General features: G+C 55.5%; 29 protein-coding genes, 2 tRNA genes and 1 pseudogene. 18 read left to right on the top strand and 14 right to left on the bottom strand.

Features of this window, described 5'->3' with window-relative positions:
• Positions 1-110 precede the first annotated feature (110 nt).
• Positions 111-401 carry a DUF5789 family protein gene (locus DM826_RS02045; protein ID WP_120100844.1) on the top strand — a complete coding sequence of 97 codons (291 nt, stop codon included), beginning with the start codon at positions 111-113 and terminating at the stop codon, positions 399-401.
• Positions 401-955, top strand: a complete 555-nt coding sequence (locus DM826_RS02040; protein WP_120100840.1) for an adenylate kinase — start codon at positions 401-403, stop codon at positions 953-955. The genes DM826_RS02045 and DM826_RS02040 overlap by 1 nt, the downstream gene beginning before the upstream one ends.
• A gap of 50 nt (positions 956-1,005) precedes the next feature.
• On the opposite strand, the pseudogene DM826_RS02035 reads toward DM826_RS02040, so the two are convergent.
• Together DM826_RS02035 and DM826_RS02030 are read right to left on the bottom strand one after the other, a co-directional pair.
• Positions 1,006-1,152: pseudogene (locus tag DM826_RS02035) on the bottom strand (IS1595 family transposase); the annotation flags it as partial.
• A gap of 253 nt (positions 1,153-1,405) precedes the next feature.
• A complete protein-coding gene (locus tag DM826_RS02030) occupies positions 1,406-2,773 on the bottom strand; it encodes a restriction endonuclease (protein ID WP_120100836.1) in 1,368 nt (455 codons plus the stop codon).
• 165 nt (positions 2,774-2,938) lie between these two features.
• Between DM826_RS02030 and DM826_RS02025 the strand changes: the two genes are divergently transcribed.
• Positions 2,939-3,661, top strand: coding sequence for a ZIP family metal transporter (locus DM826_RS02025; protein ID WP_165853226.1), 723 nt, complete (start codon positions 2,939-2,941; stop codon positions 3,659-3,661).
• A gap of 14 nt (positions 3,662-3,675) precedes the next feature.
• Here DM826_RS02025 and DM826_RS02020 read toward each other — a convergent pair whose 3' ends face one another.
• The 3 genes from DM826_RS02020 to DM826_RS02010 all read right to left on the bottom strand — a co-directional run bounded on the left by DM826_RS02020 (position 3,676) and on the right by DM826_RS02010 (position 5,721).
• Positions 3,676-4,281 (bottom strand): class I SAM-dependent methyltransferase, encoded by a 606-nt coding sequence (locus tag DM826_RS02020; RefSeq protein ID WP_120100832.1) that lies wholly within the window; start codon positions 4,279-4,281, stop codon positions 3,676-3,678.
• Positions 4,282-4,353: 72 nt separating this feature from the next.
• Positions 4,354-4,599: a DUF7861 family protein gene (locus DM826_RS02015; protein ID WP_120100829.1), complete on the bottom strand. Its 246-nt coding sequence runs from the start codon at positions 4,597-4,599 to the stop codon at positions 4,354-4,356.
• A gap of 435 nt (positions 4,600-5,034) precedes the next feature.
• On the bottom strand, positions 5,035-5,721 hold the full coding sequence (locus DM826_RS02010; protein ID WP_120100826.1) for a helix-turn-helix domain-containing protein: 687 nt from the start codon (positions 5,719-5,721) through the stop codon (positions 5,035-5,037).
• Between the two features lie 83 nt (positions 5,722-5,804).
• On the opposite strand from DM826_RS02010, the gene DM826_RS02005 reads away from it, so the two are divergent.
• From DM826_RS02005 to DM826_RS01995, 3 genes are all read left to right on the top strand, one after another.
• Positions 5,805-7,469, top strand: coding sequence for an NADH-quinone oxidoreductase subunit D (locus tag DM826_RS02005; protein ID WP_120100823.1), 1,665 nt, complete (start codon positions 5,805-5,807; stop codon positions 7,467-7,469).
• 2 nt (positions 7,470-7,471) lie between these two features.
• Positions 7,472-7,777 carry a DUF7562 family protein gene (locus DM826_RS02000; protein WP_120100821.1) on the top strand — a complete coding sequence of 102 codons (306 nt, stop codon included), beginning with the start codon at positions 7,472-7,474 and terminating at the stop codon, positions 7,775-7,777.
• 132 nt (positions 7,778-7,909) lie between these two features.
• Positions 7,910-8,461: a hypothetical protein gene (locus DM826_RS01995; RefSeq protein WP_120100819.1), complete on the top strand. Its 552-nt coding sequence runs from the start codon at positions 7,910-7,912 to the stop codon at positions 8,459-8,461.
• A 21-nt stretch (positions 8,462-8,482) separates the two neighbouring features.
• Here the strand turns inward: DM826_RS01995 and DM826_RS01990 are convergent, their stop codons facing one another.
• Positions 8,483-9,004 (bottom strand): GbsR/MarR family transcriptional regulator, encoded by a 522-nt coding sequence (locus DM826_RS01990; protein WP_120100900.1) that lies wholly within the window; start codon positions 9,002-9,004, stop codon positions 8,483-8,485.
• Between the two features lie 154 nt (positions 9,005-9,158).
• On the opposite strand from DM826_RS01990, the gene DM826_RS01985 reads away from it, so the two are divergent.
• The 3 genes from DM826_RS01985 (at position 9,159) to DM826_RS01975 (ending at position 10,922) form a co-directional block, all read left to right on the top strand.
• Positions 9,159-9,527, top strand: coding sequence for an ArsR/SmtB family transcription factor (locus DM826_RS01985; RefSeq protein ID WP_120100816.1), 369 nt, complete (start codon positions 9,159-9,161; stop codon positions 9,525-9,527).
• A gap of 121 nt (positions 9,528-9,648) precedes the next feature.
• A complete protein-coding gene (locus tag DM826_RS01980) occupies positions 9,649-10,191 on the top strand; it encodes a TlpA family protein disulfide reductase (RefSeq protein ID WP_165853225.1) in 543 nt (180 codons plus the stop codon).
• The gene (locus DM826_RS01975; protein ID WP_120100811.1) at positions 10,188-10,922 is read left to right on the top strand and encodes a cytochrome c biogenesis CcdA family protein; all 735 of its coding nucleotides are present in this window, start codon (positions 10,188-10,190) and stop codon (positions 10,920-10,922) included. The genes DM826_RS01980 and DM826_RS01975 overlap by 4 nt, the downstream gene beginning before the upstream one ends.
• Positions 10,923-11,979: 1,057 nt before the next feature.
• On the opposite strand, the gene DM826_RS13135 is transcribed toward DM826_RS01975, so the two are convergent.
• Positions 11,980-12,117, bottom strand: coding sequence for a hypothetical protein (locus DM826_RS13135; RefSeq protein ID WP_205738782.1), 138 nt, complete (start codon positions 12,115-12,117; stop codon positions 11,980-11,982).
• Positions 12,118-12,497: 380 nt separating this feature from the next.
• Here DM826_RS13135 and DM826_RS01970 point away from each other — a divergent pair, with 380 nt between their 5' ends.
• Positions 12,498-13,376: an alpha/beta fold hydrolase gene (locus tag DM826_RS01970; protein ID WP_120100809.1), complete on the top strand. Its 879-nt coding sequence runs from the start codon at positions 12,498-12,500 to the stop codon at positions 13,374-13,376.
• Positions 13,377-13,430: 54 nt separating this feature from the next.
• On the opposite strand, the gene DM826_RS01965 is transcribed toward DM826_RS01970, so the two are convergent.
• Positions 13,431-13,910, bottom strand: a complete 480-nt coding sequence (locus tag DM826_RS01965) for a hypothetical protein (protein ID WP_120100806.1) — start codon at positions 13,908-13,910, stop codon at positions 13,431-13,433.
• Positions 13,911-15,252: 1,342 nt separating this feature from the next.
• Positions 15,253-15,327, bottom strand: a tRNA-Arg gene (locus tag DM826_RS01955).
• 118 nt (positions 15,328-15,445) lie between these two features.
• On the opposite strand from DM826_RS01955, the gene DM826_RS01950 reads away from it, so the two are divergent.
• Both DM826_RS01950 and DM826_RS01945 read left to right on the top strand, forming a co-directional pair.
• Positions 15,446-16,294 (top strand): geranylgeranylglycerol-phosphate geranylgeranyltransferase, encoded by an 849-nt coding sequence (locus DM826_RS01950; protein ID WP_120100801.1) that lies wholly within the window; start codon positions 15,446-15,448, stop codon positions 16,292-16,294.
• Positions 16,295-16,350: 56 nt separating this feature from the next.
• A complete protein-coding gene (locus DM826_RS01945) occupies positions 16,351-16,776 on the top strand; it encodes a CoA-binding protein (protein ID WP_120100798.1) in 426 nt (141 codons plus the stop codon).
• Positions 16,777-16,812: 36 nt separating this feature from the next.
• On the opposite strand, the gene DM826_RS01940 is transcribed toward DM826_RS01945, so the two are convergent.
• Entirely contained in the window at positions 16,813-17,181 is a 369-nt protein-coding gene (locus tag DM826_RS01940; RefSeq protein ID WP_205738781.1) for a DUF5798 family protein, read from the bottom strand.
• Between the two features lie 112 nt (positions 17,182-17,293).
• Here DM826_RS01940 and surE point away from each other — a divergent pair, with 112 nt between their 5' ends.
• Positions 17,294-18,115: a 5'/3'-nucleotidase SurE gene (surE, locus tag DM826_RS01935; protein WP_120100796.1), complete on the top strand. Its 822-nt coding sequence runs from the start codon at positions 17,294-17,296 to the stop codon at positions 18,113-18,115.
• A 12-nt stretch (positions 18,116-18,127) separates the two neighbouring features.
• On the opposite strand, the gene DM826_RS01930 is transcribed toward surE, so the two are convergent.
• From DM826_RS01930 to DM826_RS01920, 3 genes are all read right to left on the bottom strand, one after another.
• Positions 18,128-19,207, bottom strand: coding sequence for an NAD(P)/FAD-dependent oxidoreductase (locus DM826_RS01930; RefSeq protein WP_120100793.1), 1,080 nt, complete (start codon positions 19,205-19,207; stop codon positions 18,128-18,130).
• Between the two features lie 94 nt (positions 19,208-19,301).
• Entirely contained in the window at positions 19,302-19,700 is a 399-nt protein-coding gene (locus DM826_RS01925) for a PAS domain-containing protein (protein WP_165853224.1), read from the bottom strand.
• 227 nt (positions 19,701-19,927) lie between these two features.
• Positions 19,928-20,002: transfer RNA gene (locus tag DM826_RS01920), tRNA-Arg, on the bottom strand.
• Between the two features lie 90 nt (positions 20,003-20,092).
• On the opposite strand from DM826_RS01920, the gene DM826_RS01915 reads away from it, so the two are divergent.
• From DM826_RS01915 to DM826_RS01895, 5 genes are all read left to right on the top strand, one after another.
• Positions 20,093-20,656 (top strand): AAA family ATPase, encoded by a 564-nt coding sequence (locus DM826_RS01915; RefSeq protein ID WP_120100788.1) that lies wholly within the window; start codon positions 20,093-20,095, stop codon positions 20,654-20,656.
• Positions 20,646-21,068, top strand: coding sequence for an RNA-binding domain-containing protein (locus DM826_RS01910; protein ID WP_120100785.1), 423 nt, complete (start codon positions 20,646-20,648; stop codon positions 21,066-21,068). The genes DM826_RS01915 and DM826_RS01910 overlap by 11 nt, the downstream gene beginning before the upstream one ends.
• A gap of 209 nt (positions 21,069-21,277) precedes the next feature.
• The gene (locus tag DM826_RS01905; protein WP_120100783.1) at positions 21,278-21,559 is read left to right on the top strand and encodes a hypothetical protein; all 282 of its coding nucleotides are present in this window, start codon (positions 21,278-21,280) and stop codon (positions 21,557-21,559) included.
• Positions 21,556-21,864, top strand: coding sequence for a DUF7123 family protein (locus DM826_RS01900; RefSeq protein ID WP_120100781.1), 309 nt, complete (start codon positions 21,556-21,558; stop codon positions 21,862-21,864). The genes DM826_RS01905 and DM826_RS01900 overlap by 4 nt, the downstream gene beginning before the upstream one ends.
• 225 nt (positions 21,865-22,089) lie before the next feature.
• Positions 22,090-22,500, top strand: a complete 411-nt coding sequence (locus DM826_RS01895) for a GNAT family N-acetyltransferase (protein ID WP_120100897.1) — start codon at positions 22,090-22,092, stop codon at positions 22,498-22,500.
• A 32-nt stretch (positions 22,501-22,532) separates the two neighbouring features.
• Here the strand turns inward: DM826_RS01895 and DM826_RS01890 are convergent, their stop codons facing one another.
• A complete protein-coding gene (locus DM826_RS01890; RefSeq protein WP_120100779.1) occupies positions 22,533-23,510 on the bottom strand; it encodes a nucleoside recognition protein in 978 nt (325 codons plus the stop codon).
• Positions 23,511-23,513 lie beyond the last annotated feature (3 nt).

The raw sequence follows: 23,513 nt of genomic DNA, 5'->3' as shown, positions 1-23,513 counted from the left end.
AGTGAATATATTGGCCCTCATGCAAATTATATTGAAACGTTGAATACCTGGTTGATAAAAAATTCCCCGATGACCCCAATCGATTTACTCCGTGACACACTGTGTCATGTATGCGACTCCCAGAAACACGCGATCTTTTTGCACGGAAACTTCAGTTTCCTGTGACACGAGCGACAGTGTTAGACACGGTTGGTGACACTGTACTTCATGCACCAGGTGGGGAGAACAAAACGATTGGCGACGTCATAGAGCGGTGCGAAACTGATGAGTTTGAGTCAGCTGATACGCTCTATGGCAGTCTGATGACCTTCGTCGGCGATGAGTTTATCGGACGGAAATTCTACGATGATCGAGGTGGCATCGGGCCCTCACAAGATGACGATCAGGAGGTGAATTTCTGATGAGCGTCACACTCGTGTCTGGAGTCACCGGTGTGGGCCTCTCCAGTGTGTGTCAGGCCGTTCGAGGCAAGCTCGCAGATGACTACAAGCTGATTAACTTCGGTGACGTGATGCTTGAACAAGCTGCGACTGCCGGGATAACGACTGATCGAAGTGAACTGGCGACTCTCACTCAAACACAGACCCGCCGGCTCCAACGGCGGGCGGGTGAGTTCATCGCGGATGAAGCTACTCAGACGAACATTATCCTATCAACGCACTTGGCGGTTGAAACTGAAAGTGGCTACGTACAGGGACTGCCCGATGAAGTGTTGGATGATGTTGCGCCGAAGGCGTTTATCCTCGTTGAGGCCAATCCGGAAACTATTCTGAACCGCCGAGCTGAAGCTCATTCAGGGACTGTGACTGCCACCGAGCGCAAAATTGCGTTCGAACAACACCTGAACCGATCCGCTGCACTCCAGTATGCACGAGATCAGGACGCACCGGTACAATTCCTAGAAAACGAAGGCAGTATAGCGGAAGCGGCCGACCGATTAGCAGCCAACCTGTGATATCTCCTTCGGATTGAAACTACGCTCTTGTGGCGTAGATTGTTGGTGAATCATAGCGCAGTTTCGAGGATTATTTTGAGTGCTTCTTTTCCTGGCTTTCGGAACACTTCACGGCGGAGCTGAAATGCTCGAAGACATGGCGAGAGCCTGTCCTTAGAGATTCCTCGATGTGGCGAGAGCCACCGTCGCGCCAGCGAATCTGTCTCAGTAGATTCGCGGCCCGTCGCTCCGAGACGAACGTCTTGATTGGTATCATCGTTCGTCGGGTGACGCGGTCGCGTCACCCCTGCCTGCTGTGACTTCTAACTACTGCTGAGAAGGGATCAACAATCCTCTACCCAAGAGCGATGATAAAAAATACGCCAGCTAACATGATCATGAAATTTGTTTCAGTTTTCCGCACCAATCATATATTAACACAATAATTGATGTGTTCTCGCCAGTAGGGGATTATACCGCACCGCCGATAGTCACCACACCCACTACTACAATAGTTAAGAGCAAAAATATCCCACCCCCGGCTACCAGTGGATTTTCCATCGCCTTCTGGTGGAGTCTCATATCGGCATACTCCTCGCGGAAGGCTTCGAGATTCTTCTCGTCGTAGAAATACTTCGTTTTCAACGCGAATGTTTCAGTCACTGCACAGCCAGTACAGACCGGGTCATCAGTCAATCGCTCCGTTTTGATGTGATCTCCACAGGCAATTGCCCCGCAGTTCTCACAGTACGTGTAGGTCTCATTACTACCGGCTGTTTCACAGTGGACACACCGGTGGAAACCGTCCTCGGTCGTCACCCGTGAGGGCCCAGCAGCGTAATATTCGTAGGGATAGCTGTACTCACCAAGATCAGTCGTTTGCCGTACCTCGGGGAGGTACACTGCCTCAATCGATTGGACGGAGATATCCGAACGGTTCGGCTCACAGGTCTTGTTGTAGGTGACGTTGTTGTCGCCGGTGTAGGTCACCGTCGTTGTCTGGGCTCGTTGCAACTGATCGACAGCCCAGTCTTTGTACTCGGTTTCGGTCTGTCCGAATCGCTGGTCGGTGACCTCATCGAATGGCTCACGGAGCGATTCGTCATCAAAATCAACAGTCGCATGGAGATTCTCCGAGACCAATGTTGCTACGTCGGTGTCGGCCACCCGTGGTGAGCCTCGATCTGCATGGGTGACGAACTCTGTTCGCTGGTTGATCCGATGGATTACCCCAACAGCGGTCTCAAACACTGCATCCGTCTCGGCGGTCACTTCCACGACTGGCTGAAATGTGACCGCTGTATGTGGTGTCGGAAGATCAGTTCCATCGATATTCTGGATCTCTCCGATTGCTTCTTCGAGTGGGGCAGTGATCGACGCTGCGGGGTCATACGGGCGGAGCGTCTCATCGCAAAGAATCTCGATCCGGCCGTTATACAGATCCAACCCCACATCATCGGCGATCTCTCTGAGGTCTTCACCGTCGATCAACTCGATTGGATACGGATCGTCTCTCGCTTCGAGATCTTCAACATACCCCTCAGCCGGTTGCGTGAACCGGCCGGTTGTGACGACCATCCCCCGCTTTGGTCCATCAAAATCGAAGGTCGCAATCGCTGAGTGGAGTTTCTGGACAACGGGCCTGCCGACCGTCTCTGTGTGTTTACATTCGACGACGACTGCCCGACGTGTGCCGTCGACGATTTCTTCCATCAGCACGTCCCGGCCCTCATCTGCCCGGCGGTCGGCTTGGCGGACGTTCTCGTAGCCGAGATTTCTGAAGACATCCTCAACTACGTCCTCGAATTCGAAGCCTGAGAGATTGTCTAAGACCGCCATAGGCTCTTCATTTTTTGTATCGACGTGGTCTGGCAAGGGTGTTTGGACTGTAATTACAACTCTCGAGGCCGGTAACTTTGGATACGCCTCATCGGTTCCGGTGGGTTGTACAATGCGCGTTCCTGAGGGAGGTTTATTAGTATCTGTAGACGGCGAGATTACACAGTGACCGCAACGCTCACACAGGCTCTCTCATATACCGCTTTCGCGGTTGTTGCTGCGTTGGTCGGTGGTGCGATCGCCATCTATCGGGCTCCATCACCGCAGATGGAGAGCAATATCCAACATCTGGCCGCTGGGGTGGTCTTCGCTGCCGTTGCCGCGGAACTGCTCCCAGATATCCACGACAAGTCACCCACAGTGGTCGTCGTCGGATTTGTCGCTGGTGTCATTGCAATGCTTGCAATCCACCGATTAAGCAAGACAATCGAAAAGAAAGGTATCGGTGGCACCTACGCAGTGGCCGCTGGTCTGCTCATTACGATTGGTATCGATATGTTCATCGATGGCGTGCTTATCGGCGTCACGTTCATCGAGGCCCCCTCTACTGGCATTATCATTGCATTAGCACTGACCATCGAGGTGTTGTTCCTTGGAGTAGCCGCTGTTGTTGCATTGCCTGCGGAGATGGGGTCGTTGCGGAAAATGGCGGTACCGGCGACATTTGGCGGATTGATGACCATGGGTGTGATCGTTGGTGTACTCACTCTTTCAGGGGCCAATGAAGCAATCATTGCGGTTGTTCTGGCTTTCGGTGCCGCGGCACTGTTGTACCTTGTAACGGAGGAATTGTTGGTGAAGGCTGGAAAGGTTCCACAAACGATGGTTTCGACGACGCTGTTTTTTGTCGGTTTTCTGGCGATCTTCTTGCTGGATATTATCGGGTGACAGCCATAGGGAGCTCACCTACAAGAGCCAACGACAGCATAGAACGGACTCTCAGTGTCGTCTTGAGCGATCTGATCGGTTACGGTCATCCCACCAGCTTGCATGTAAGAGCTTACTAATTCAGCCCGTTCGTCCATCGTTGCTGCACGCCACGCCCGGACTGCTTTCGTCGGAAACATCCGATCAGTGAAACTGACTACGACGGTTCCATCGTCGGCGAGCACTCGGTTGAATTCAGAGAAGATCGCTGCTGGATATTGGAGATACTGGACGGAGAGAGCACAACAGACCACATCAAAACTGTCGTCGGCCAACGGCAGTGACTGATCGTCGTTGAAGTTCTGGACGAACCATTCATCGTAGCGATCATTTGCTCTAAGCTCCTCAGCGTTGAGCCCATGGCCAACGACGTGAGCCAACTCAGTCTCTGGTAAATGCGAGACCCAACTGCCCATTGCGTCAAACATCCTATCACCCGGGGTGAGAATGCGGTCGTACAGCTTGGTTAGTCGGTTGAGAAACGTTTCGCTGGCGTGGGTAACATACCGCGGAGAAGCATAGAATGATGTGTCGTCTCCATCGTCGATCTTTCGCCGGTCAACCTCAGATAACACAGCCATTGCGTATAGGAGGGCATCCAAGTGTATCAATCGCACGCGAGGGTCGGTAAGCTGTTCATCTGGGCTGCCTTCTCACCCGCCGTGTTTGCGGAACCAGACACGCTCACCCTCTGGAGACGCACCTTCCGCAAGTTCCAACCGGCGAACAAAGAGATCGCGAACCGCCAGAGTGACAACTAGTTCAACGAGCTCGTCGTCTTCAGTACTGACAGTAACGACACAGTGGCCATCCCGCTGTTCAATTGTGTCAATAGTCCCAACCGACCAGCGTTCGATGTGGTGGTCTGGTTTCTGGGCATGGATGCGGTCGTGAGTCATGTATACCACCAAACTCTAACCATTGGTCACAGTTCGTGGCGATTGGACATCACAGTTCTGTTGTGACACAGACTTAACACTGCGGCAACCCAGATTCAGGTATGCTTGGATCGGCAGTCGAGGGCAGATTCTGCTTGTGGTTGGGCTCATATTTCTCGCTGGCTGTGGCGGTGCTGTTCCGGGCGATCCAACGGCTAGCGATACCGAAGCCGCCGGCGACCCAACAATCGAAACCCACCCAGCCAAGGGAACACTCGAAGTCCATTACATCAACGTCGGTCAGTCGGTCAGTACGCTCATAAGAAAATATATGATATATGAAATTTCAATGTCAGGGTGACTAAAACACTGCTTCAATTGAGTGGCCCACTGGCAAGCTGGTCTCGCTCCTGAAGCGGTACCGAAGGGTGCGATGAGAGAAGCCGTGGAATAATATCAATGACTTGGATGTGACTCACCAAATTCGTCAGTCAGTCCCATATATTCCTGTGCCAACCGTGATTCAGCCTTCCGGAGATGTTCTCCTGCAGTACTTGTCGAACAATCAAGATTTTCAGCGACCGCTTCGATACCGTTCTCTCGAGGCACCGAATAGTAGCCGGAATTGACAGCCGCTTCCACCACCTGTTGTTGTCGATCCGTCAACCCTGGGTCGAACAACGCTTGATCCCAATTGTACTCCCCGATACGATCTATCGTCGCTTCAATTGCGGTTGGAATATCATCGATCGTGGACTGCAAGGCGTCCGGTTTCCCGATAACAGTGACCTTCGCGATTCCATCTGGGAGAAACTCGATTGGTGGCGTAACGATTACGCCCGTCCGATAAAACGTTTCAAAAATGGCCTCGTCAATTGTGTTGCGTGTCTGCGTGAGAAAACAATAGAATCCTTCAGCATCGACATCAGTGATTTCAAAGTCAGTGATTTGGTCTGCTGCTCGAAGCGCATTTTCATACGGCTCTCGTTGGCCTTCTACGTAAAATAAGAATGTGTCCTGTTTGCCAACTGTTTGTCCGTGGACGAGTACATCCCGATCAATTGCATCAGATTCATCGATGAATCGATGCATTGGATGCATGACCCCCGACGGAAATCGTAGCGTCAGTTGGAGGTACTTCATATCGATTGCTTTGAAGGGGGAGATAAAAACATCCGGCTCTATCCGGCAGAAACGTTGGGTCAACCCAGTCCTAGTGCTTACCTATGCCCGACCAACTCTCTGAACCCGATGGGTCAGTTGCCTGTCCAAGCGTTCTCGAACCAGCATCAGAGTTCATCACCGCATATGAAGATCACAGTAACGCCCCAGCCGGTCGTGTTGCGCCACCTAACCTCCCAGCCGCACTTTCTGCACTCAAGACGGACGGAGAGTTTGATCACTTAGCTTGTGTGACGGCCCAAGAGTACACCGACCGCTACGAGACAATCTACCATCTTCGATCGTACGACGATCCAACTCGTGAAGCTAGTGTCGTTGTTCCAGTCAGCCGAGACAAGCCAAGATCAGTCTCCGGAGCGAGCGTATTTCGTACGGCCGACTGGCATGAGCGAGAGGCCTACGATCTCGTCGGCATTGAGTATGAAGAGCATCCAAACCTCCGACGAATACTTCTCCCAGAAACCTGGCAAGGCCATCCTCTCTCAGCAGCGTTCGATCAGGATCAGCCACAGATTGTCCCACTGCGTGAACAGGACGGTGATATCCATGGAGCGATAGCACAGCAGCAAACCGACACGGCTGGTGACACGATGTTTCTGAATATCGGCCCACATCACCCGGCTACCCATGGGGTGATGCATCTCAAGGTCACGCTCGACGGTGAGACAGTTGCAGGTGTCGACCCTGATATCGGGTATATTCACCGCTGTGAAGAACAGATGTGCGAACAGGGAACCTATCGCTACCAAATCATGCCGTATCCAGATCGATGGGACTGGAGCGGTGGCGGCTTGCTTAATGAATACGCCTACGCTCGCGTTGCTGAGGATCTCGCTGACATTTCGGTGCCCGACTATGCAAAAATTATCAGGACGATGTCGGCGGAGTTGAGCCGGATTCTGGCTCACATGTTGGCGATCGGGGCGTACGCCCTCGATGTCTCCGGTGACTTCACAGCCACGTTCATGTATGCGATTCAAGAACGCGAGCGTGTCCAAGAAATCTTAGAAGAACTCACGGGGCAACGGCTCATGTTTAACTATTTCCGCCTTGGTGGAGTGGTCTGGGATCTTCCAGACCCACGTGAGGCGTTTTTTGAGTTGGTGCGTGAATTCTTAGATGGGCTTCCAGACCGACTACAAGACATTCATACTTTGACGACAGGCAATGAGATCATCCAGACACGAACGATCGATACCGGTGTATTGCCGGCTGAAACAGCCAAAGACAATGGTGTCACCGGCCCCGTCGCCCGTGGCTCAGGCATCGATTATGATCTCCGACGCGATGATCCGTATGGTTACTATGACGAACTTGACTGGAATGTAATCACCGAGCCTGACGGTGACAATTATTCTCGCTTTCTCGTGCGGCTGCGGGAAGTCGAAGAGTCAGCAAAGATCATCGCACAGTGTATTGATCTACTCGAAGACTGGCCCGAAGATGATCGTACCGTCCAGTCGAACGTGCCCCGCACAATCAAGCCAGATGATGATACCGAAATCTATCGGGCTGTAGAGGCCGCAAAAGGCGAGTTGGGGATCTACATTCGTGCTGACGGCACCGAAACGCCAGCACGGTTCAAGATTCGCGGCCCCTCATTCTCGAATCTACAGGCCCTTCCAGAAATGGCGACTGGCGGACAACTTCCTGATCTGATTGCAACGCTTGGAAGCCTCGATACGATTATGGGGGAGGTGGATCGCTAACAATGACTACACTCACGCTGGGGAGGAATACTTCCGATGGGAAGGTGACCTGTATTGCCTGCGGCGAGACAGTCACCCGAGAGAAAACCCGTGAATACGATAAATACGGCGACCGGTGGAACCGCGACGGCAAAGACTTCGAGTATCTCTGTAAACCGTGTCATCGTCAGCACTGTCATCAAAACAGGAAGGGATTGGAAGAAATCCTCATGACGGCTGGGGCCGGCCGAACCGACCGCAAGACGTTCCTCCGACAGTTCTGCGAATCGATGACTGATGACGATCCCACCGGGAAATCGATGCAATGAGCCGCTGTCATTATATAACGACGACAACCCATCCCCACACGCCTCCACACCAGTCATCGATGCAATCAGATACCCCGACGGAGACGCTCGACAGGTCAAGGATTTTTATTCAACCAGAAGTGAGCCTTTCTAATGGCCGAGTACGACGCATTCGATGATGGTGTTGATGTTCACGGGCAGACCATCCGCACTGTGATCGACGATGCATTGGCACGGTTCTCGGCGGAGTACCAGCAATTGGCACGTGACGCATTGGCAGAAAACGGTGTGGTTGAGCCATCATCGGATGAGTGGTATCCCCAACAAGCGTGGTTGAACGCGTTTGAAATACTCGCCGAAGAAACAGAACCACATATTCTGGATCGACTGGGGGAACAAATCCCTGATGTCGCTGACTGGCCGTCCGAACCTGCCACCGTTGAAGAACACCTTGCTGCGATAAACGAAGCCTATCAACTGAACCATCGTGGTGATGACATCGGTTCCTATCAGTTTGAGCGAGTTGATGAGCAAACAGCGAAGGTAACAAGCAGAACCCCTTATCCATGTCCCTACGACCGGGGACTGGTTCGGGCAGTCGCTCAGCAAAATGCACCTGTTGAGTCGTTCGTATTTGTTGAGGAACGAGGAGATGAGTGTCGGCGATCAGGCGGAGACACCTGTACGTATACCGTTTCTTGGTAACGACTCACTCCGACAGGAACTCTAATCGAGATCAGACTGCTCAATCGCAGCAATCACGTCTTCCGCCGAATTATCCATTGCAACCGAAAGAAGCGTTTGGAGTTGCTCATACGTGTCTGCTAACTCAGCAATTCGCTCACGATCTTGTTCCACAGCGTCTATATCACGTTCTGCCAAGTCGTCAAGTGCTTGTTGCAGTGTTCGTTGTGTCATCTCCATTTCCCGGTCTACGTACTGGGTGAAGACATCTTGAATAACAAACCAGAGGTCGGTTTCTGGGGCAAACCGAACACGTCGACCGCCTCCTTCGGAGGATCGGCGGTGGATCATCCCTATGCGGGTTAATTTGCGTGTGATGTTACTGATGGTGGATTTCGCATAGCCCGTTTCCTCAACGAGTTCGGGGATTGAAACCGGATCGTCAGCAAAATACAGCACACCATAGACACGACCAGCGCTCCGACTGAGACCATAGACCTCCGCTGATCGTTCCATTGATTCGATCACATCTTCTTTGACAACGGCTATTTCGTCATCCATGATCAGTGGGTAGCGGGATGTACGGCGGGATATAATTGATTTACGGGCATTAGAAATCACCACGGATCGAAAGCATTAAATTGTTTGGATCGTTTGTTCGATACGAGCCGAACAAACAAAATAACCTGTTCCACACATACCACCGGCCTCCAAAATTATGTCCACCCCACTCCCACTTCGGCCCTCCATCGAACACAATCCTCAATCTGAGTCAGCTTTCTTTCTGGAAGACGACGGAGCAACAGCCATCCTCGAGACGTTGGCCTGTGAGAAAGCCAGAAAGATTCTCACGTCGTTGGCGACTAAGCCCGCGACAACCTCAGAATTGGCTGATCGGGTGGATACTTCCCTCCAGAATGTGCAATATCATCTCACTAATCTCCTTGAGGCGGAGCTCATCGATGAGGTTGGGACGTGGTATTCCGCTAAAGGAACCGAGATGACTGTGTACGCTCCAACGAGTATGAGGCTGGAACTTCGGCTCAAATCGACTGACGGCTACAAATCTATCGAGCAAACCCTCTGATTTGGCCGCGCTCATGTTCGCTACATTCCCCATTCAGGCCCGTTCCGTCGCGGGCCCTTCCGGTTGACACCCCACCGCCAGCTCAATGGATTGCATTACGCACAATTACGACCCCAGACTCATGACCAACTCCCAATTACAACCTAATCGACGGTCAGTGCTCGCGACGGTTGGTACAACACTCGCTGTCGGCAGTGCTGGCTGCAGCGCACTCGGTAAAAATCAAAGCACAGAAGCGAACATATCACTCCCGTCAGTCGTCACGACAGGTGAGTTCCCGTCCGGCGAGGTCGTGTTGGTTCCCGACAACACAGTAACGTTGTTGAACTTCTTCGCTACCTGGTGTAAGCCCTGTATTGAGGAGATGCCGGTCTTTCGTCGTCTCCGAAGCGAATACGATCCGGATACCCTCCATATGGTGTCAATAACACCGGAGGTAGATGAAGAACTCATTACAGGCTTTTGGGAGAAACACGATGGTACATGGTCTGTTGTCAATGATCCTTCATTAAAAGCTACTGACAAATGGAACGCCAACAGCTACCCAACTAATCTATTGTTCGATCGAGATGGGACTGAAGTCACAGATGACGGACATGGTATCCTTGCTAGGAGTTTCAAGAATTTGAACGAACAAATCGCCCCGTTAATCGAAAACACATGACGACACCGAATACACTCTCGCTACTGTCACTATCCTTCTCAGCAGGGACAGCGACGTTCTTCGCTCCCTGTGCGTTTCCGCTGCTGCCTGGATATCTGTCGTATTTTCTCAGCGATACCGCATCGGCAACCGTGGGCGATGGCGAGTCTCCGGATGCTACATTCGTCTCCCGTCTGAGCAGCCCGCTTCTCCGTGCTGGAATTGTCAGTTTAGCGGCGGCACTCGGGATGACAATGGTCTATGTGGCGTTGGCCGGAACGACGATCACGCTCGGTGCTGCGGCCCTCGCTGATATCGCAGTGCTTGAGGTCGTCGTCGGAACAATATTCATCCTCGGTGGCGGTGCGATGGCACTCGGCTGGAAAATCGATCGATCGCTGGTTCAGCTTCCGGAACGTCGCCGCTCCGTTGGTGGGTTCTTCGTTTTTGGTGTGTTGTATGCGGCGGCCGCCGCGGGGTGTACTGCACCGCTTTTCATCGCAATTATACTCAAAGGCATCGCAGCTGGCCCGTCATTTGGACTCGGATTGGCACTCGCTTACGCACTCGGGATGAGTGTTGTGTTGATCATCCTGACAGTCGCGTCCGCACTCGGCAGTGCATCCGTTGTCTCCAAACTTAGCAAACACACCAACACGATATATCGTTTGTCTGGTGGCTTACTCGCCGTTTCAGGGATCGCTGAAATATACTATTTCGTCTATGGCTTCCCGCCGGTGATCGCGGCATGAGTCCTCACCGATTGGGAGCCGTATTGATAGTTTGTCTCCTCGTCGCTGGCTGTGTCGGTTCGTCTGGTTCACCAACTCCACCTGGGATCACAGATGAGGGTGTCACCGACACGACAGCCCTAATCGAAGCCCATACTGAAGCGCTTGAATCAACCTCATTTACTGTCACAGCAACGCGTACAATGCGGGGTACCGACCCTGAATTTGCTGTGACAACAAACCGAACGTGGCAAATTAATAGGGGTTCCTCAATCCGAGGGTATTCAGTCCAAACTACGACAGTGTCAGGGGCTGCACCCCAACAGTACGCGGTGATCCCAACGGTGGAAACATACCGTAACGGAACCACGACGGTTGAGCGGAGAACGACAACTAATGGGAGTAACATCCGTGTTGTAGACTTGCTCAATTCCTCAGTTCGGTTGAACTCAGCCCTCCATCGGCCCTTATTGTACGAACTAACAACGCATGAAAATGTGACCGTGGATACTGTCTCAAGAGATGAGGCTGAATTGTACCGACTTTCGGCCGCATTGAACGATACCGGAATTCGTTCAAACGCCTCAATGACACTGTTTGTGACAACAGAAGGCGTCGTCCGTGAGCTGCGTTCAACTCGAACAGTACGCTACCGATCAGGGCCTCGGGAAATAACTCAACGAGTTCAGTTTTCGGATATTGGAAGGACTGCAGTCGATCATCCGTCGTGGATGGCAGCATCGGAAAATAAGTCGCGTTGAAATCTAGCTCAGCTACCGTTTTAATATAAATCACCTCTTGAATCGACGTTGATATTCTCACCAAGTGAGGTATCTTGTGAGAGGACGGTCACGTTTTCACCCATATTTACATGCTGCAATGAGGCCAATTTCTGTGTGAGAAACAGACTCTCCACGTTTTATACCTACCCTGTGGTACCAGGCTTGTAGAGTCGACGTGTTGCCATAATTCACCCTGGGCGGAGCTGTATTCCGCCTCATCCGTTCAAGAACCGCTGCCAGCCACGTCGACTCTGGTGGTGTCACACCGTTCAGAAGCAGAACCCGGTGGTGGGCTCTCACAGACCACAATCGAGCAGAACATTCGATCTACGAAAGATATCGAACCCGTGTTGCACGTTGAGATTATCTTCCGGGCGAATGTTCTCATCGATGGTTTCGCCGTTGGCATGGGCGGCAGCCGCAATCGAGCCCATCGCCTCATAGAGACCGTTCAGGTATATTGATGTGTGGCAGTAGTGCAATAGGTTGGTGGTTTGATTTAGTCAGTGTCTGTCGGGGGCAACATTATACACCGTCCCGCAGCGAGGTATATAAAGGCGACTCCACCAGTGTAACTGAGAGCAGATCAGCGTTGCACGGCCAGAAACACGGAGTAACGTTTCAAGAGGGTTTACAACAAAATTTGAACTGCCTATGACGCTCAACAAGAAGTACATTGCCGGTATCATTGCTGTGGTACTCACCGTAGCGTACGGTCTCAAACGACGAAGTAACGCTACAGAGCTTGAAGAATTCTCAACGGGCGAAGACCAGACTGCCGCTGCTGACAGCTAGATAGCGTTCGTCTCCGCCAATGGTTCCAGAAGAAGTCGCTAACAAACCAGCCGTTGTTGACCCGTCGACGATCACACTCGAGAATGGCGATACCATCGCCTATGGCGAGTACGGCGATCCGGAGGGGAACCCGATTGTGTTGTTCCACGGTACGCCTGGCTCTCGATTGTTAGGGGCACTGTTTGACGACATTGCGGCAACAGCCGGTGTCCGACTGCTCACATTTGATCGACCGGGGTTTGGCCAGTCAGATCCGTGTCCAACGCGATCGATCACCGACGCGGGGAGGTATGTTACGACTGTCCTTGACGATGCTGAGATTGAGACAACGGCCCTGCTTGCCTTCTCAGGGGGCAGTCAACATGCGATTGCCACCGCGGCTACCGATGATGATCGAGTTGCAAGGGTCGACATCGTCTCCGGAGCAACCCCACCAGCAGCCAGTGACGCTACGCCTGCGATGCAGCGGGCTCTCGGAATGCTTGCTACACACACTCCGACAGTGCTTCGTGGCCTCTTTCGAGGACAGGCTTGGATGGCAAACCGACGTGATCCCTCGTTTGTCGTATCGCAGTATCGAGGTGCCGATCCTGACACCCCAATTGATGAGCAGGTGGCGGCAGTCGTCAAGGCGGATTTCCTCGAAGCAGTTGCGAACTCACGACAGGGTGTGGTCACTGAATTCCGGAATACAGCAACAGAGTGGGAAATTGAGTTCAGCGCACTCGATGTCCCGATAGTCATCTGGCATGGCGACAATGATACAAACGTCCCAATCGAGAATGCCCAGCAGTTTGCCGAAGAAACGAATGGAGCGCTAAGAGTAACCGAGAATGGAGATCACCTCCAAACACTTGTTGAATCCGTTCCTACAATATGTGAGGCGTGGGGTAAGTGATCAATCCCTGCCTAAGCTACCTAACAATGAGGTCAAACAGGGGCAAATAGTTGGTTAGCTATATTTGGCAGTATATTGTTTGAGGGCCTGTTTGATTGCTTCCGATCGGTTGGTAACACGGTTTGCAGCCACACGCATCAATGCTGGTGGCGAATAGCCGTCCGCATAGCCGAAGATCCGATGGACTGCTGTTGTGGGAACGGCGACCGGAATGAAATCCGCTACTGTGTAGATTAGTGGCGTGGATGTATCATCCCACACTGTCGTCGTAGCCCACTCGTTGTCGTCCTCGAAGGTGGTTTTGATCCGGCCAACGCCGACGTATTCGCCATCCTGATGGAATGCAACCAGATCACCCGCGGTCATTTTTTCGAAGGTATCGGCCCTACTTTCCGGGGCCCCGAAGAAACGTACTGACTCCAGTTCAGCAATCTGTTCAGGCAGCTCTGGGTATTCATCGGTCTCGACTGCTGAGCGAACCGTCGCATCGAAATCCGTGGGTGTGGATCGTGCCAGAAAGATATTGGAACTCACACAGACTTGTTACGTTAGAAATGATAAATACTCTCTGAAACGTTTTTATCTCCACTCCAGGTGCAACCATCAGCCGCAAATCGATAACGCCACGATCAGGGTTGCTGACGATAGTTTCGAAGTCGAAAGTGATTGATTCCAGCAGTGGTAACCTCATATCTACATTGTCTGGCTCTGCCTATCGTCACAGGTTGTACGTGAACCCCTGTCGGCTACAAACGATGAGGACGTACAGTTAGCTTACAGCCGAAATCTCAATTCCACCGCTGTTGAACGTGGGAGTTGCACTATCTACGACGGCGTGAAATCGTTTCCGATGGTGGCCGTCGCAGATAGTGCAACAGTACTCTCGATCAGCCCCGTTGATTCAAACGGATTAAGCCGGCGGGAGATCGTCGGACGTGATGCATCGAGTTCGTCAGCTAATACCCACCACTATCCTCAAAACATCGGCCACATTTTGTCGTCGTTGTTGAGACAAGTTGATCAATGGTGGCCTGACTGAGTTGGTCTTTTGAGAGGTTATTCGTTGCTCCACAGGGACTTTCGAGTGTTTGTTTGCCTACCTCTTGTTTGTGGACTGTGTTTGATGCCTCGTTTAGAACACCATCCATGGGGTCATTACTCAGACAGGACATATGATCTATCTGCTTGTCTGACCAAGACGATTATATATGGCTGTCTGAGGGGGTGCATAGGGTGATTGAGAGTATCCATCTAGCCGGTTCTTCGTGACAGCCTACAGGTAAAGCGGTTGCATTCGTGGTAGCAAAATCCAGTAAAAACGAACCTCAAATTTCACTGGCTACCTCTCTTGCATAAGTATCGGTATCCACCATGCAATTTGCATAAGTTGCGCAAAGTCGATCTTTTGACCATGGTAACACGGCGTGTCACACTCACTGAATCTGTGGGGTCGCATCCGGTTGGCACCACTCTTGAAGTATCAAACGTGTATGGCTCGTATCACGTGTACGATTACAGGCTCTCAGGGCCAGACACTGATAGTGACACTGTCGAGGTCACCAGTGATATGATTAAAGAATCAGTCGAAACAGTGCGAAAAGAATAGCGGAAAGACTGGCCTTTCACATGGTGGTTATTATTGGAAGCAAAGCCATCAAGGGTAATTGCCAGATAAGCACCGTGTATCCAGCACTGGCGGATCATTTAATCTGGTAGTTGACAAATCCCGGGTGACCGATACAGAGGCTGTATTCAGCAAATCAATCGGTCGGTATCGTACTCTCTGCTCACCTGGTCAGGAACGATATATGGCGAATCTAAAACATAGTGAAATAAAACCGAGCACATCATAGATTTGGTTCATTCCGAAAACGAATGGGCGCTGCAGGATTTGAACCCGCGACAACTTGGTCCGAAGCCAAGCACTCTGTCCAAGCTGAGCTAAGCGCCCGCACTGCGTTCTTCCGATGCTCGAATAATAAGGGCGTCGGTCTCGCTATCGTGGGCCAGTCGATCACACGGCTCCCGGAACCACCTCATTTATTCACCATCACCGACCACCGGAGCGTATGGCGTCGTTGTCGCCTCCGCTCCGAGCGGCGGTCGAACTCACCCGCCCCGGCAATGCGGTCGCCGCCGGCGTGCTCACCTTTACCGGCGCGTTCGTCAGCGGCGGCGTCGCTGCAGCGCCGGCTGCCATCACCGCAGCAGTCATCGCCACCGTCGCCGCGACCGGCGGCGGCAACGCGATCAACGACTACTTCGACCGCGATATCGACGCCGTCAACCAACCCGACCGGCCGATCCCACGTGGTGCGATCACCGCCCGCGGTGCGCTCGCGGTCAGTATCGGGTTGTTCGCGGTCGCCACCGTCGCCGCGCTGACGCTCCCGCTGGTCGCCATCGGGATCGCTGTCGTCAATCTCCTCGCGCTCGTCGCCTACACTGAGTGGTTCAAAGGCCGCCCACTCGTCGGCAACGCGCTTGTTGCCTATCTTACCGGCAGTGCGTTTCTCTTCGGTGGCGCGGCTCTCGGCGACCCCCTTGGCGCGGGCGTGTTGTTCCTGCTGGCCGCAGTCGCCACGCTCACCCGAGAGATTGTCAAGGACGTGGAGGACATCGCTGGCGACCGACAGGAGGGGCTGCGAACGTTTCCGATTGTTGTCGGCCGAACCCCCGCGCTGTGGGCCGGCGTCGCCGTGCTCGTGGTTGCTGTCGCCGCGAGCGTGCTCCCGTATCTTGACGACACCTTCGGATTGAGCTATCTACTTGTGGTCGCCCCTGCTGATGCAGTCATGCTGTGGGCCGCACTCTACTCGTTCCGCGATCCGACCGTGAGCCAGCGGTGGCTCAAACGTGGTATGTTCCTTGCGACCGCGGCGTTCGTGGTCGGGCGAGCGATGGTCGTCGTTGGCTGAGTTGCTGTCGACGCCACCGCCGGTGACTCTTTGTCGCGGGACGTCGTAGTTCCTGTATGCCAGTCACTGACGATGACGCGCTCAGCGACGTGCTCCACCTCGATTCAGTTGCTGTCGTCGGCTGTTCGACGACCACCGGGAAGGCCGCCCACGAGATCCCCGCCTATCTCCAGCGCCAGGGCTATGAGATCCATCCGGTCAATCCCTATGCCGACACCGTCCTCGGTCAACCGGCTGTCGATTCACTCAGCGACGTCGACGCGGCGGTCGATCTCGTCAACGTGTTCCGGCCGAGCGAAGAGGTCGCCGGTATCGTAGAGGAGACGCTTGCCCGTCATGACGCTGCGGGCGATATCGAGGCCATCTGGCTCCAACTCGGCATCACCAACGACGAAGCCCTTGCCGACGCCGAGGCTGCTGGGCTCACAACGGTTCAAGATCGATGTATGAAAGTCGAACACCAACGGTTGCTGGCTGAGTAATTCGGCAGCGTCGAATCTGGACAAGTCAGCCGTCGCTTATTGGCTCGTCTCGGCGTCGTCGCTGCCGTCGCCGTCGGCAGCAATCGAGTCAACCGGGTCATCGTCGTCATCAGACTCTTCGACCGGAATCTCTTCGCTATCGTCTGTCGTCGCCTCGCTGTCGCCATCGAGATCGGCCTCGTCGACAGCGCCTTCGATATCGACGTCGAGTTCCTCGCCGATAGCTTCCAGAATCACGCGCTGTTCGGCGATCTCGGCTTCGAGCGACTGGACTCGGCCGCCGGTGTCCTCGACTGTCCGTTTGGTTGATTCGACCTCCTTGCGGAGGGCGTTGAGTCGGCGATACATCTTCTCGGCGGTGTCAGCCACCGTTTGGATCTTCTTGGCGGTGCTTCCGAGTCCCATGTCTCATCGTTGGCCGCCCACGTTGTGTGTGTTGTGGTTGTCGTTGTGACCGCGTGTGTCGTGGCTCTCGCCCCGCCCGAGTGTTTTTCGTGCTGCCGCTGTGACGGGATGTATGGACGCGCCGCGAATTCTGTTGACCAACGACGACGGGATCGACAGCGTCGGGTTCCGGGCGCTCTACGAGGGACTCTCTGCGGTGGGCGACGTTGTCGCCGTCGCGCCGGCTGACGACCAGAGCGCGGTCGGTCGAACGGTCTCGGAGGTAGTCGAGTTCGCCGACCACGAGTACGGGTATGCGATTCATGGCACCCCGGTCGACTGTGTGATCGCCGGGCTCGGCTCGATCTGTCCCGACGTTGATCTCGTTGTTTCGGGCTGCAACAAAGGTGGGAACCTCGGGGCCTACGTCTTGGGACGCTCTGGCACCGTTAGTGCGGCCGTCGAAGCGGCGTTCTTCGGCGTCCCCGCGATCTCTGTGTCGATGTATATCGAAGGTGGCGACGACTGGGCGTCGCTGGCGACGGAGCCGGATGATTTCACCACCGCACGCGATGCGACGACCTATCTCGTCGACCAAGCCACGACGAGCGACGTTTTCGACGTTGCCGACTACCTCAACGTGAACGTTCCCTTCCGCGACAACGCTGGCGTCACCGGCTCGATCCCGATGCGGGTCACCCGTCCCTCGATGCGGTATGAGATGGGTGCTGAACAGAACGGGGGCCGCGAGATCGAACTCAAGGATGGCATCTGGGATGTCATGCGTGGCGACAGCGTCGACGACCCGGTCGGCACCGACCGCCGGGCGGTCGCCGACGGCGAGATCAGTGTCTCGCCGCTGACCGCGCCACACTCCACGCAGCACCACGACGCCTTAGACGAGATCGTCGCTGACTACACGTCGAACACTGAAACTAACGCCGACGCAGAATAGCCGCTTGCTCGCTTAGTCGTCCGATTCAGCGGCGGCCGCGCTGGCATCGGTCGCTGCGGCGGCCTGTTTGCGATCCAACTCGTCGAGGTAGTCGTCGGCATCGAGGGCGGCCTGCACGCCCATCCCCGCGGCCGTGGCAGCCTGCTGGTAGTGGAAGTCGACGACATCGCCCGCACCAAACAGCCCGTCGACGCCAGTGTTGGTTTGGCCGCCGCCGCGACCACCCTCGGTAATGAGGTAGCCATCGTCGTCGGTGTCGACGCCGATGCCGTCCAGATAGTCGGTGTTTGGGGTGTGACCAATGGCATAAAACACCGCGCCGGCGTCGAACTCGAATTCCTCGGTCTCTGGGTCGTCGAGTTTCTCGGTCGGGTGCCCCTCGGGATTCGAGACCATCGTCACGTGGTCGATGCCGTCCTCTTGGCTGCCGTGGAGTTCGGTCACCTCGGTGTTGCGCATGATCTCGATTTCGCCGGCGTCGACCTTCTCCATCACGCGGTCGATCCACACGTCCTCCGCGCGGAACTCCTCGCGTCGATGGACGATGTAGACCGTTGAGGCGAACTTCGTGAGGAAGTGGGCTTCCTCCATGGCGGCGTCGCCACCGCCGACGACGATGATCTCCTCATCGCGGAAGAACGCGCCGTCACAGGTCGCACACGTCGACAGTCCCCACCCCATCAACTCGTCTTCGCCCGGAATCCCGAGCGTTCGCGCGCTCGCTCCGGAGGCGGCGATCACGGCGTCGGCCGTATAGACCGTGTCGTCGCTAAGCGTGATCCGGAACTGGCGGTCGGCTCCCTCGCCGTCGACAGTGACATCTTCGAGGACGCCGTTTTCGATCTCCGTACCGAACTTTTCTGCTTGGGTTTTCATCTCGTTGATGAGATCCGGTCCGGAGATGCCCTCAGGGAAGCCCGGATAGTTCTCGACGTCGGTTGTCAGCGTGAGCTGGCCGCCGGGTTCGTCGCCCTCCAAGACGAGCGGCTCGTTGTTCGATCGTGCGGCGTAGATCGCCGCTGACAGGCCGGCGATTCCGCTGCCGGCGATCACGAGTCGCCGGTGGTCGGCTGCAGGTGTCTCTGTTGACATGGGTGTCTCTACGCACAGGGATCGTATGTAGGTTGTGCGTGCAACGATACCGGACCAATCCCGACGCGACGCAGTCGGGAGTTGCTCGGCCGCGTTAGAAGAGTTCCAGCAGTTCCTCGTGATCGTCGACCTTGTCGGTCACATCGGTGTAGATGGCGAACCCCTGGTTGTCGCCGTAGGGGATGCCACGGTAGAGGAAGGTAGTCTCGCCGTCGGCGGCCGCGCGGGTGACGAACGCGACGTTTGATTTGCCGTCGGCCGTGCGCTCGTCGAACTGCTGGGCTTCGGCTTCGTGGTCGGCGGGGACGATGAGATCGTTCAGCGGGAGCCCGATCACGCGCTTCATGTCGGGGCTGAACAGATCTCGAAAGGCGTGGTTGGCATCGACGATCATCGGCTCACCGTCTTCGATCTCGAATTTGACGACGGCGTCGTCGATCTGGTGTAAGAGCTGCCCGAACTGGGTCACAAACTGATTCGATGTTGCGGTCATGGTGGGGCTGACAGCGGGGTGTGGTGTGGAGTGCCTCTTCCGCACCCGGTGGTACTCGGTTGCGAGTAATAAGTTTTCCGCCATTTTCGACAATGATTGTCCATGATATACTGAATAACAATAGTGATAATCAACCTATTTTGGAAACACAGTTGTTCTTTCTGAACTATCGACGATCGTTGCCAAGAGGAACACAGCACCGGAGTACCGCAGCAGCGGGCTCACAGCGGGCACAACGGGATTTGAACCCGCGGCCGTCGGATTAGAAGTCCGACGCTCTGTCCAGACTGAGCTATGTGCCCCATCGGATGCTCACGCCAGTTCGTAAAAAGCCGTTTGGGTTCGAGACAGCGAGTCAGCACACCTAAGTCCCGCAGTCCGCTACCGCGAGTATGCACGTACTCGGAACCGTCGGCCTCCCCGGCAGCGGCAAAGGCGAGTTTGCCGACGTGGCCCGCAACGCGGGTGTGCCGGTCGTCACGATGGGGGATGTGATCCGGCAGGCCTGCCGTGACCGCGGGCGCGACCCCGCCGAGGCCCACGGTGAGGTTGCCAAAGCCCTTCGGGACGAACACGGCCCGGCAGCGATCGCCGAGCAGTCGCTGCCACATATCCGCGAGCATCTGGCCGACGAGGACACCGACACAGTCGTTGTCGACGGCCTGCGATCGATGGTCGAGGTCGATGCCTTCACCGACCAATTCGGCGACGAATTTTCGATCGTCAGCATCGAAGCCCCCTTCGACCTCCGTGCGGAGCGACTCGGCGAGCGGGGTCGAGACGGAACCGACACCGATCTCGAAGCGCTCCGTGAACGCGACGAGCGCGAACTTGGCTTTGGCATGGGCGACGTGATGGATGCCGCCGACTACCGAATCGAGAACACTGACAGCCTCGATGCCTTCCGGGCTGCGGCGCGCGAACTGCTCTCTCAGGTGGGAACCGATGATCTATAGCATTGACGTGCGGATCGAGGCACCGGTCAACGACACCGAGGTTACCGACCGGGTCGCCGACGCTGTCGGCAACGTCTTCCCAAAGGCCGAGTTCGACCACGAACCGGGGCTGCTCGTCGGCGAAACCCACACCCTCGATCCCTTTTCCGATCTCCTGTACGAACAGGAAATCCTCGATACCGCCCGCCGAGAGTTCCACAAACACGCCGACGACGAGGGATTCAGCTTCGCGCTGAAAAAACAGGCGGCCTTCCAGGGTGTGATCAACTTCGCGGTCGGCAACCCCGACGAGCTCGGTGATATCGAGGTGTCGGTGACGGTTCGAGAGCCGGATGTCGCGTCGATGATCGATCGTGTCGCGCCACCGACTGAGGACGGTACACCCGTCGATCCAGCGTCGAAAGCGGAGTAGGTCGGCCATTAACACCTGACTATCTTCTGTTCTGACAGGATCGTCGAAAACGACGCAAATCTGTTTCTAAACAGTCTAAAGGATTTTCAAAGCGTCTTAAACGATCGCGTAATCGGCTTTTTTACCGTTTTTTGGGGTGAATTTACTCCAACGCTCTGGCCACTATATGTGGGTATGGGTCGTTGGGATGGATAGACGGTGAGCACGACATGAAAGGCTTCCAATCGACGCGACGCATCGAAACGGCTGCGACGAGTGCAGCCACGAGCACTGTTCGCCGCGGACAGCACCTCCTCCAGCATGGACAGCGAGCCCTCCACACCACCGTTCGCTGGCTTGGGTTTTGGGCTGCGATTGTCCTCCCGATGGTGTATCTCCCGGTGCTTGCCGCCGAGATCGGCCCCGCCCCCGGCCTCGTCGGGCTTGGCCTCCTCGGCTGTCACCTGCTTGCACTGGTCGCTGGCCACAACTACAACACCCACGATCTATGAGCACATCCCACCACACCCCCGCTGACGACGCACGCACAGCCCCCGACCGATCGAGCGACGACGCCGACGACGCCACCACGGAGTCGACGGCGACGAAACAGCAGCGACTCGCGTCCTATCTCCGCGAGCAGGCTGCCGACGGCGAGGTGTACTTCAAAAGCAAGTTCATCGCCGACGATGTTGATCTCTCAGCCAAGGAGATCGGCGCGCTGATCCTCAAACTCCAGGACTCGGTCGCCGACCTCTCGATCGAACGCTGGTCGTACACCAGCGCGACAACGTGGCGCGTCGAACGAACCAACTGACCGGCCGGCTCACCGTCACCCACACTCCTTCGAACCGTAGATAGATACGACAGTCACCACTACAGCCACAGCGTGTGCGAGTGCTATCGAGTCTCCAAGCCATCGAGTGACCTTGTCGCGACGGCCAAACGCCATGTCGAAACCGGCAGCGACGCGGCTGCTGACCCCTCCGATATCATCGACACCGTAGTTGACAGCACAGCGGCAGCACTGACCGACCGCGGTATGGGCACACTGACTGCGGCGTTTGCGATCCGGCGGGCCGTCTTTGTGGCCGAGCAGGGCGTTGACTTGTCTCTCGAATGGGACGATGCTGAGACCGAGGCGACCCACCTGCTTCTCGTTGTCAACGACCGACCAGTCGGGGTTGCCCGCGCACGACAAATTGACGACTCCACAGTGAAAGCCGAGCGGGTGGCTGTGCGGCGGTCAGCCCGCGGCGAGGGATGGGGACGCCGACTGATGGACGCTGTCGAGGCTATCGGTGTCGACGCCAACGCGAGCCACTGCGTTCTCCACGCCCAGCAGCGTGTCGAGGGCTTCTATGACAAGCTGGGCTACCGAACTGTCAGCGATCCCTTCGAGGAGGCCGGTATTCCGCATGTGAAGATGGAGCGTGCGTTGTCGACACGGTAGCACCACCGGCAGCAGGCTGTGGTCGCCACCGGCTAGATCGCCAGCAGCACGATGACGGTAAGACTGATAAAAACGATTTTCAGGGCCGTGTTGACGACGATCACCTTTGTCCCGAACTCAGCGCCCCAGATGCCGTACTGGAAGGGGATCGATCGTTTGAACGTTGAGACGGCAAACGAGATGATCCCGCCAAGCAGCAGCGTTGCCACCGCCTGCCGGGGGGTGAACACATCGCCCAACAAGGGTGCGATTGTCGCCGCCCCCGACGTTGTATCGAGCGTGTAGACAGCAATCACCGGCACAGCGGCTGCTGGCAGTCCGACCAACGCGACGAGCGGATCAGCCGAGCCGGTGATGTTCGTAATATCATACTGGCCCACCAGCAGCGTGACCAGCGTGTAGATGATGACGAGCCGTGGGACGAGCCGCCGCAACGTCGGCCGCGTCCGATCCCACGCTGCCAGCAGTCGCTGTTTGGGTGTTTGTTCCTCGTCGTCGAGGGCGTCGGGATCAAGCTGGACATCATCACCGAAATTGGCCTCCGAGAGCAACAGCGCGCCAGCGAGGATGCCGACTAGCGTGATCGCCAAGGAAATCAGTGCGCGCGAGCTCACATACAGGACGCCGACATGCAACCCGAGAATCGGGATAAGCACCGGAATATAGTAGGTAAAAACGTGTTGGGCGAAGCCGAAGAACGTGTTCATCACGACGGCGATCAGCGTCGCCTCGTCGTCGAGATAGCCCGACTCCCGCAGATCGGCCAGCATCGAATAGCCGGCCGTCGTTGAGGCGGTCGTCGTTAGGATCGCGGTGCCGACCTCATCGGGAAGGTTGGCCGGGCCGGTCAACAGCCGCGAGAGGCCGGCGATCTTCTCGACCAGCCCGAAGGCGACAGCAACGTTGGCGAGATAGACTGACACCGACACGAGGACGGCGATCCGGGCGACACGCGGGGCCACCTCGATGAGCGCGTCGACGACGACCGAAACGGAGTCGACAGGCAGCACAGC

Source organism: Halonotius aquaticus (assembly GCF_003605575.1).
Classification (GTDB): Archaea; Halobacteriota; Halobacteria; order Halobacteriales; family Haloferacaceae; genus Halonotius; species Halonotius aquaticus.
This window is presented reverse-complemented; position numbering and strand designations above follow the sequence as displayed.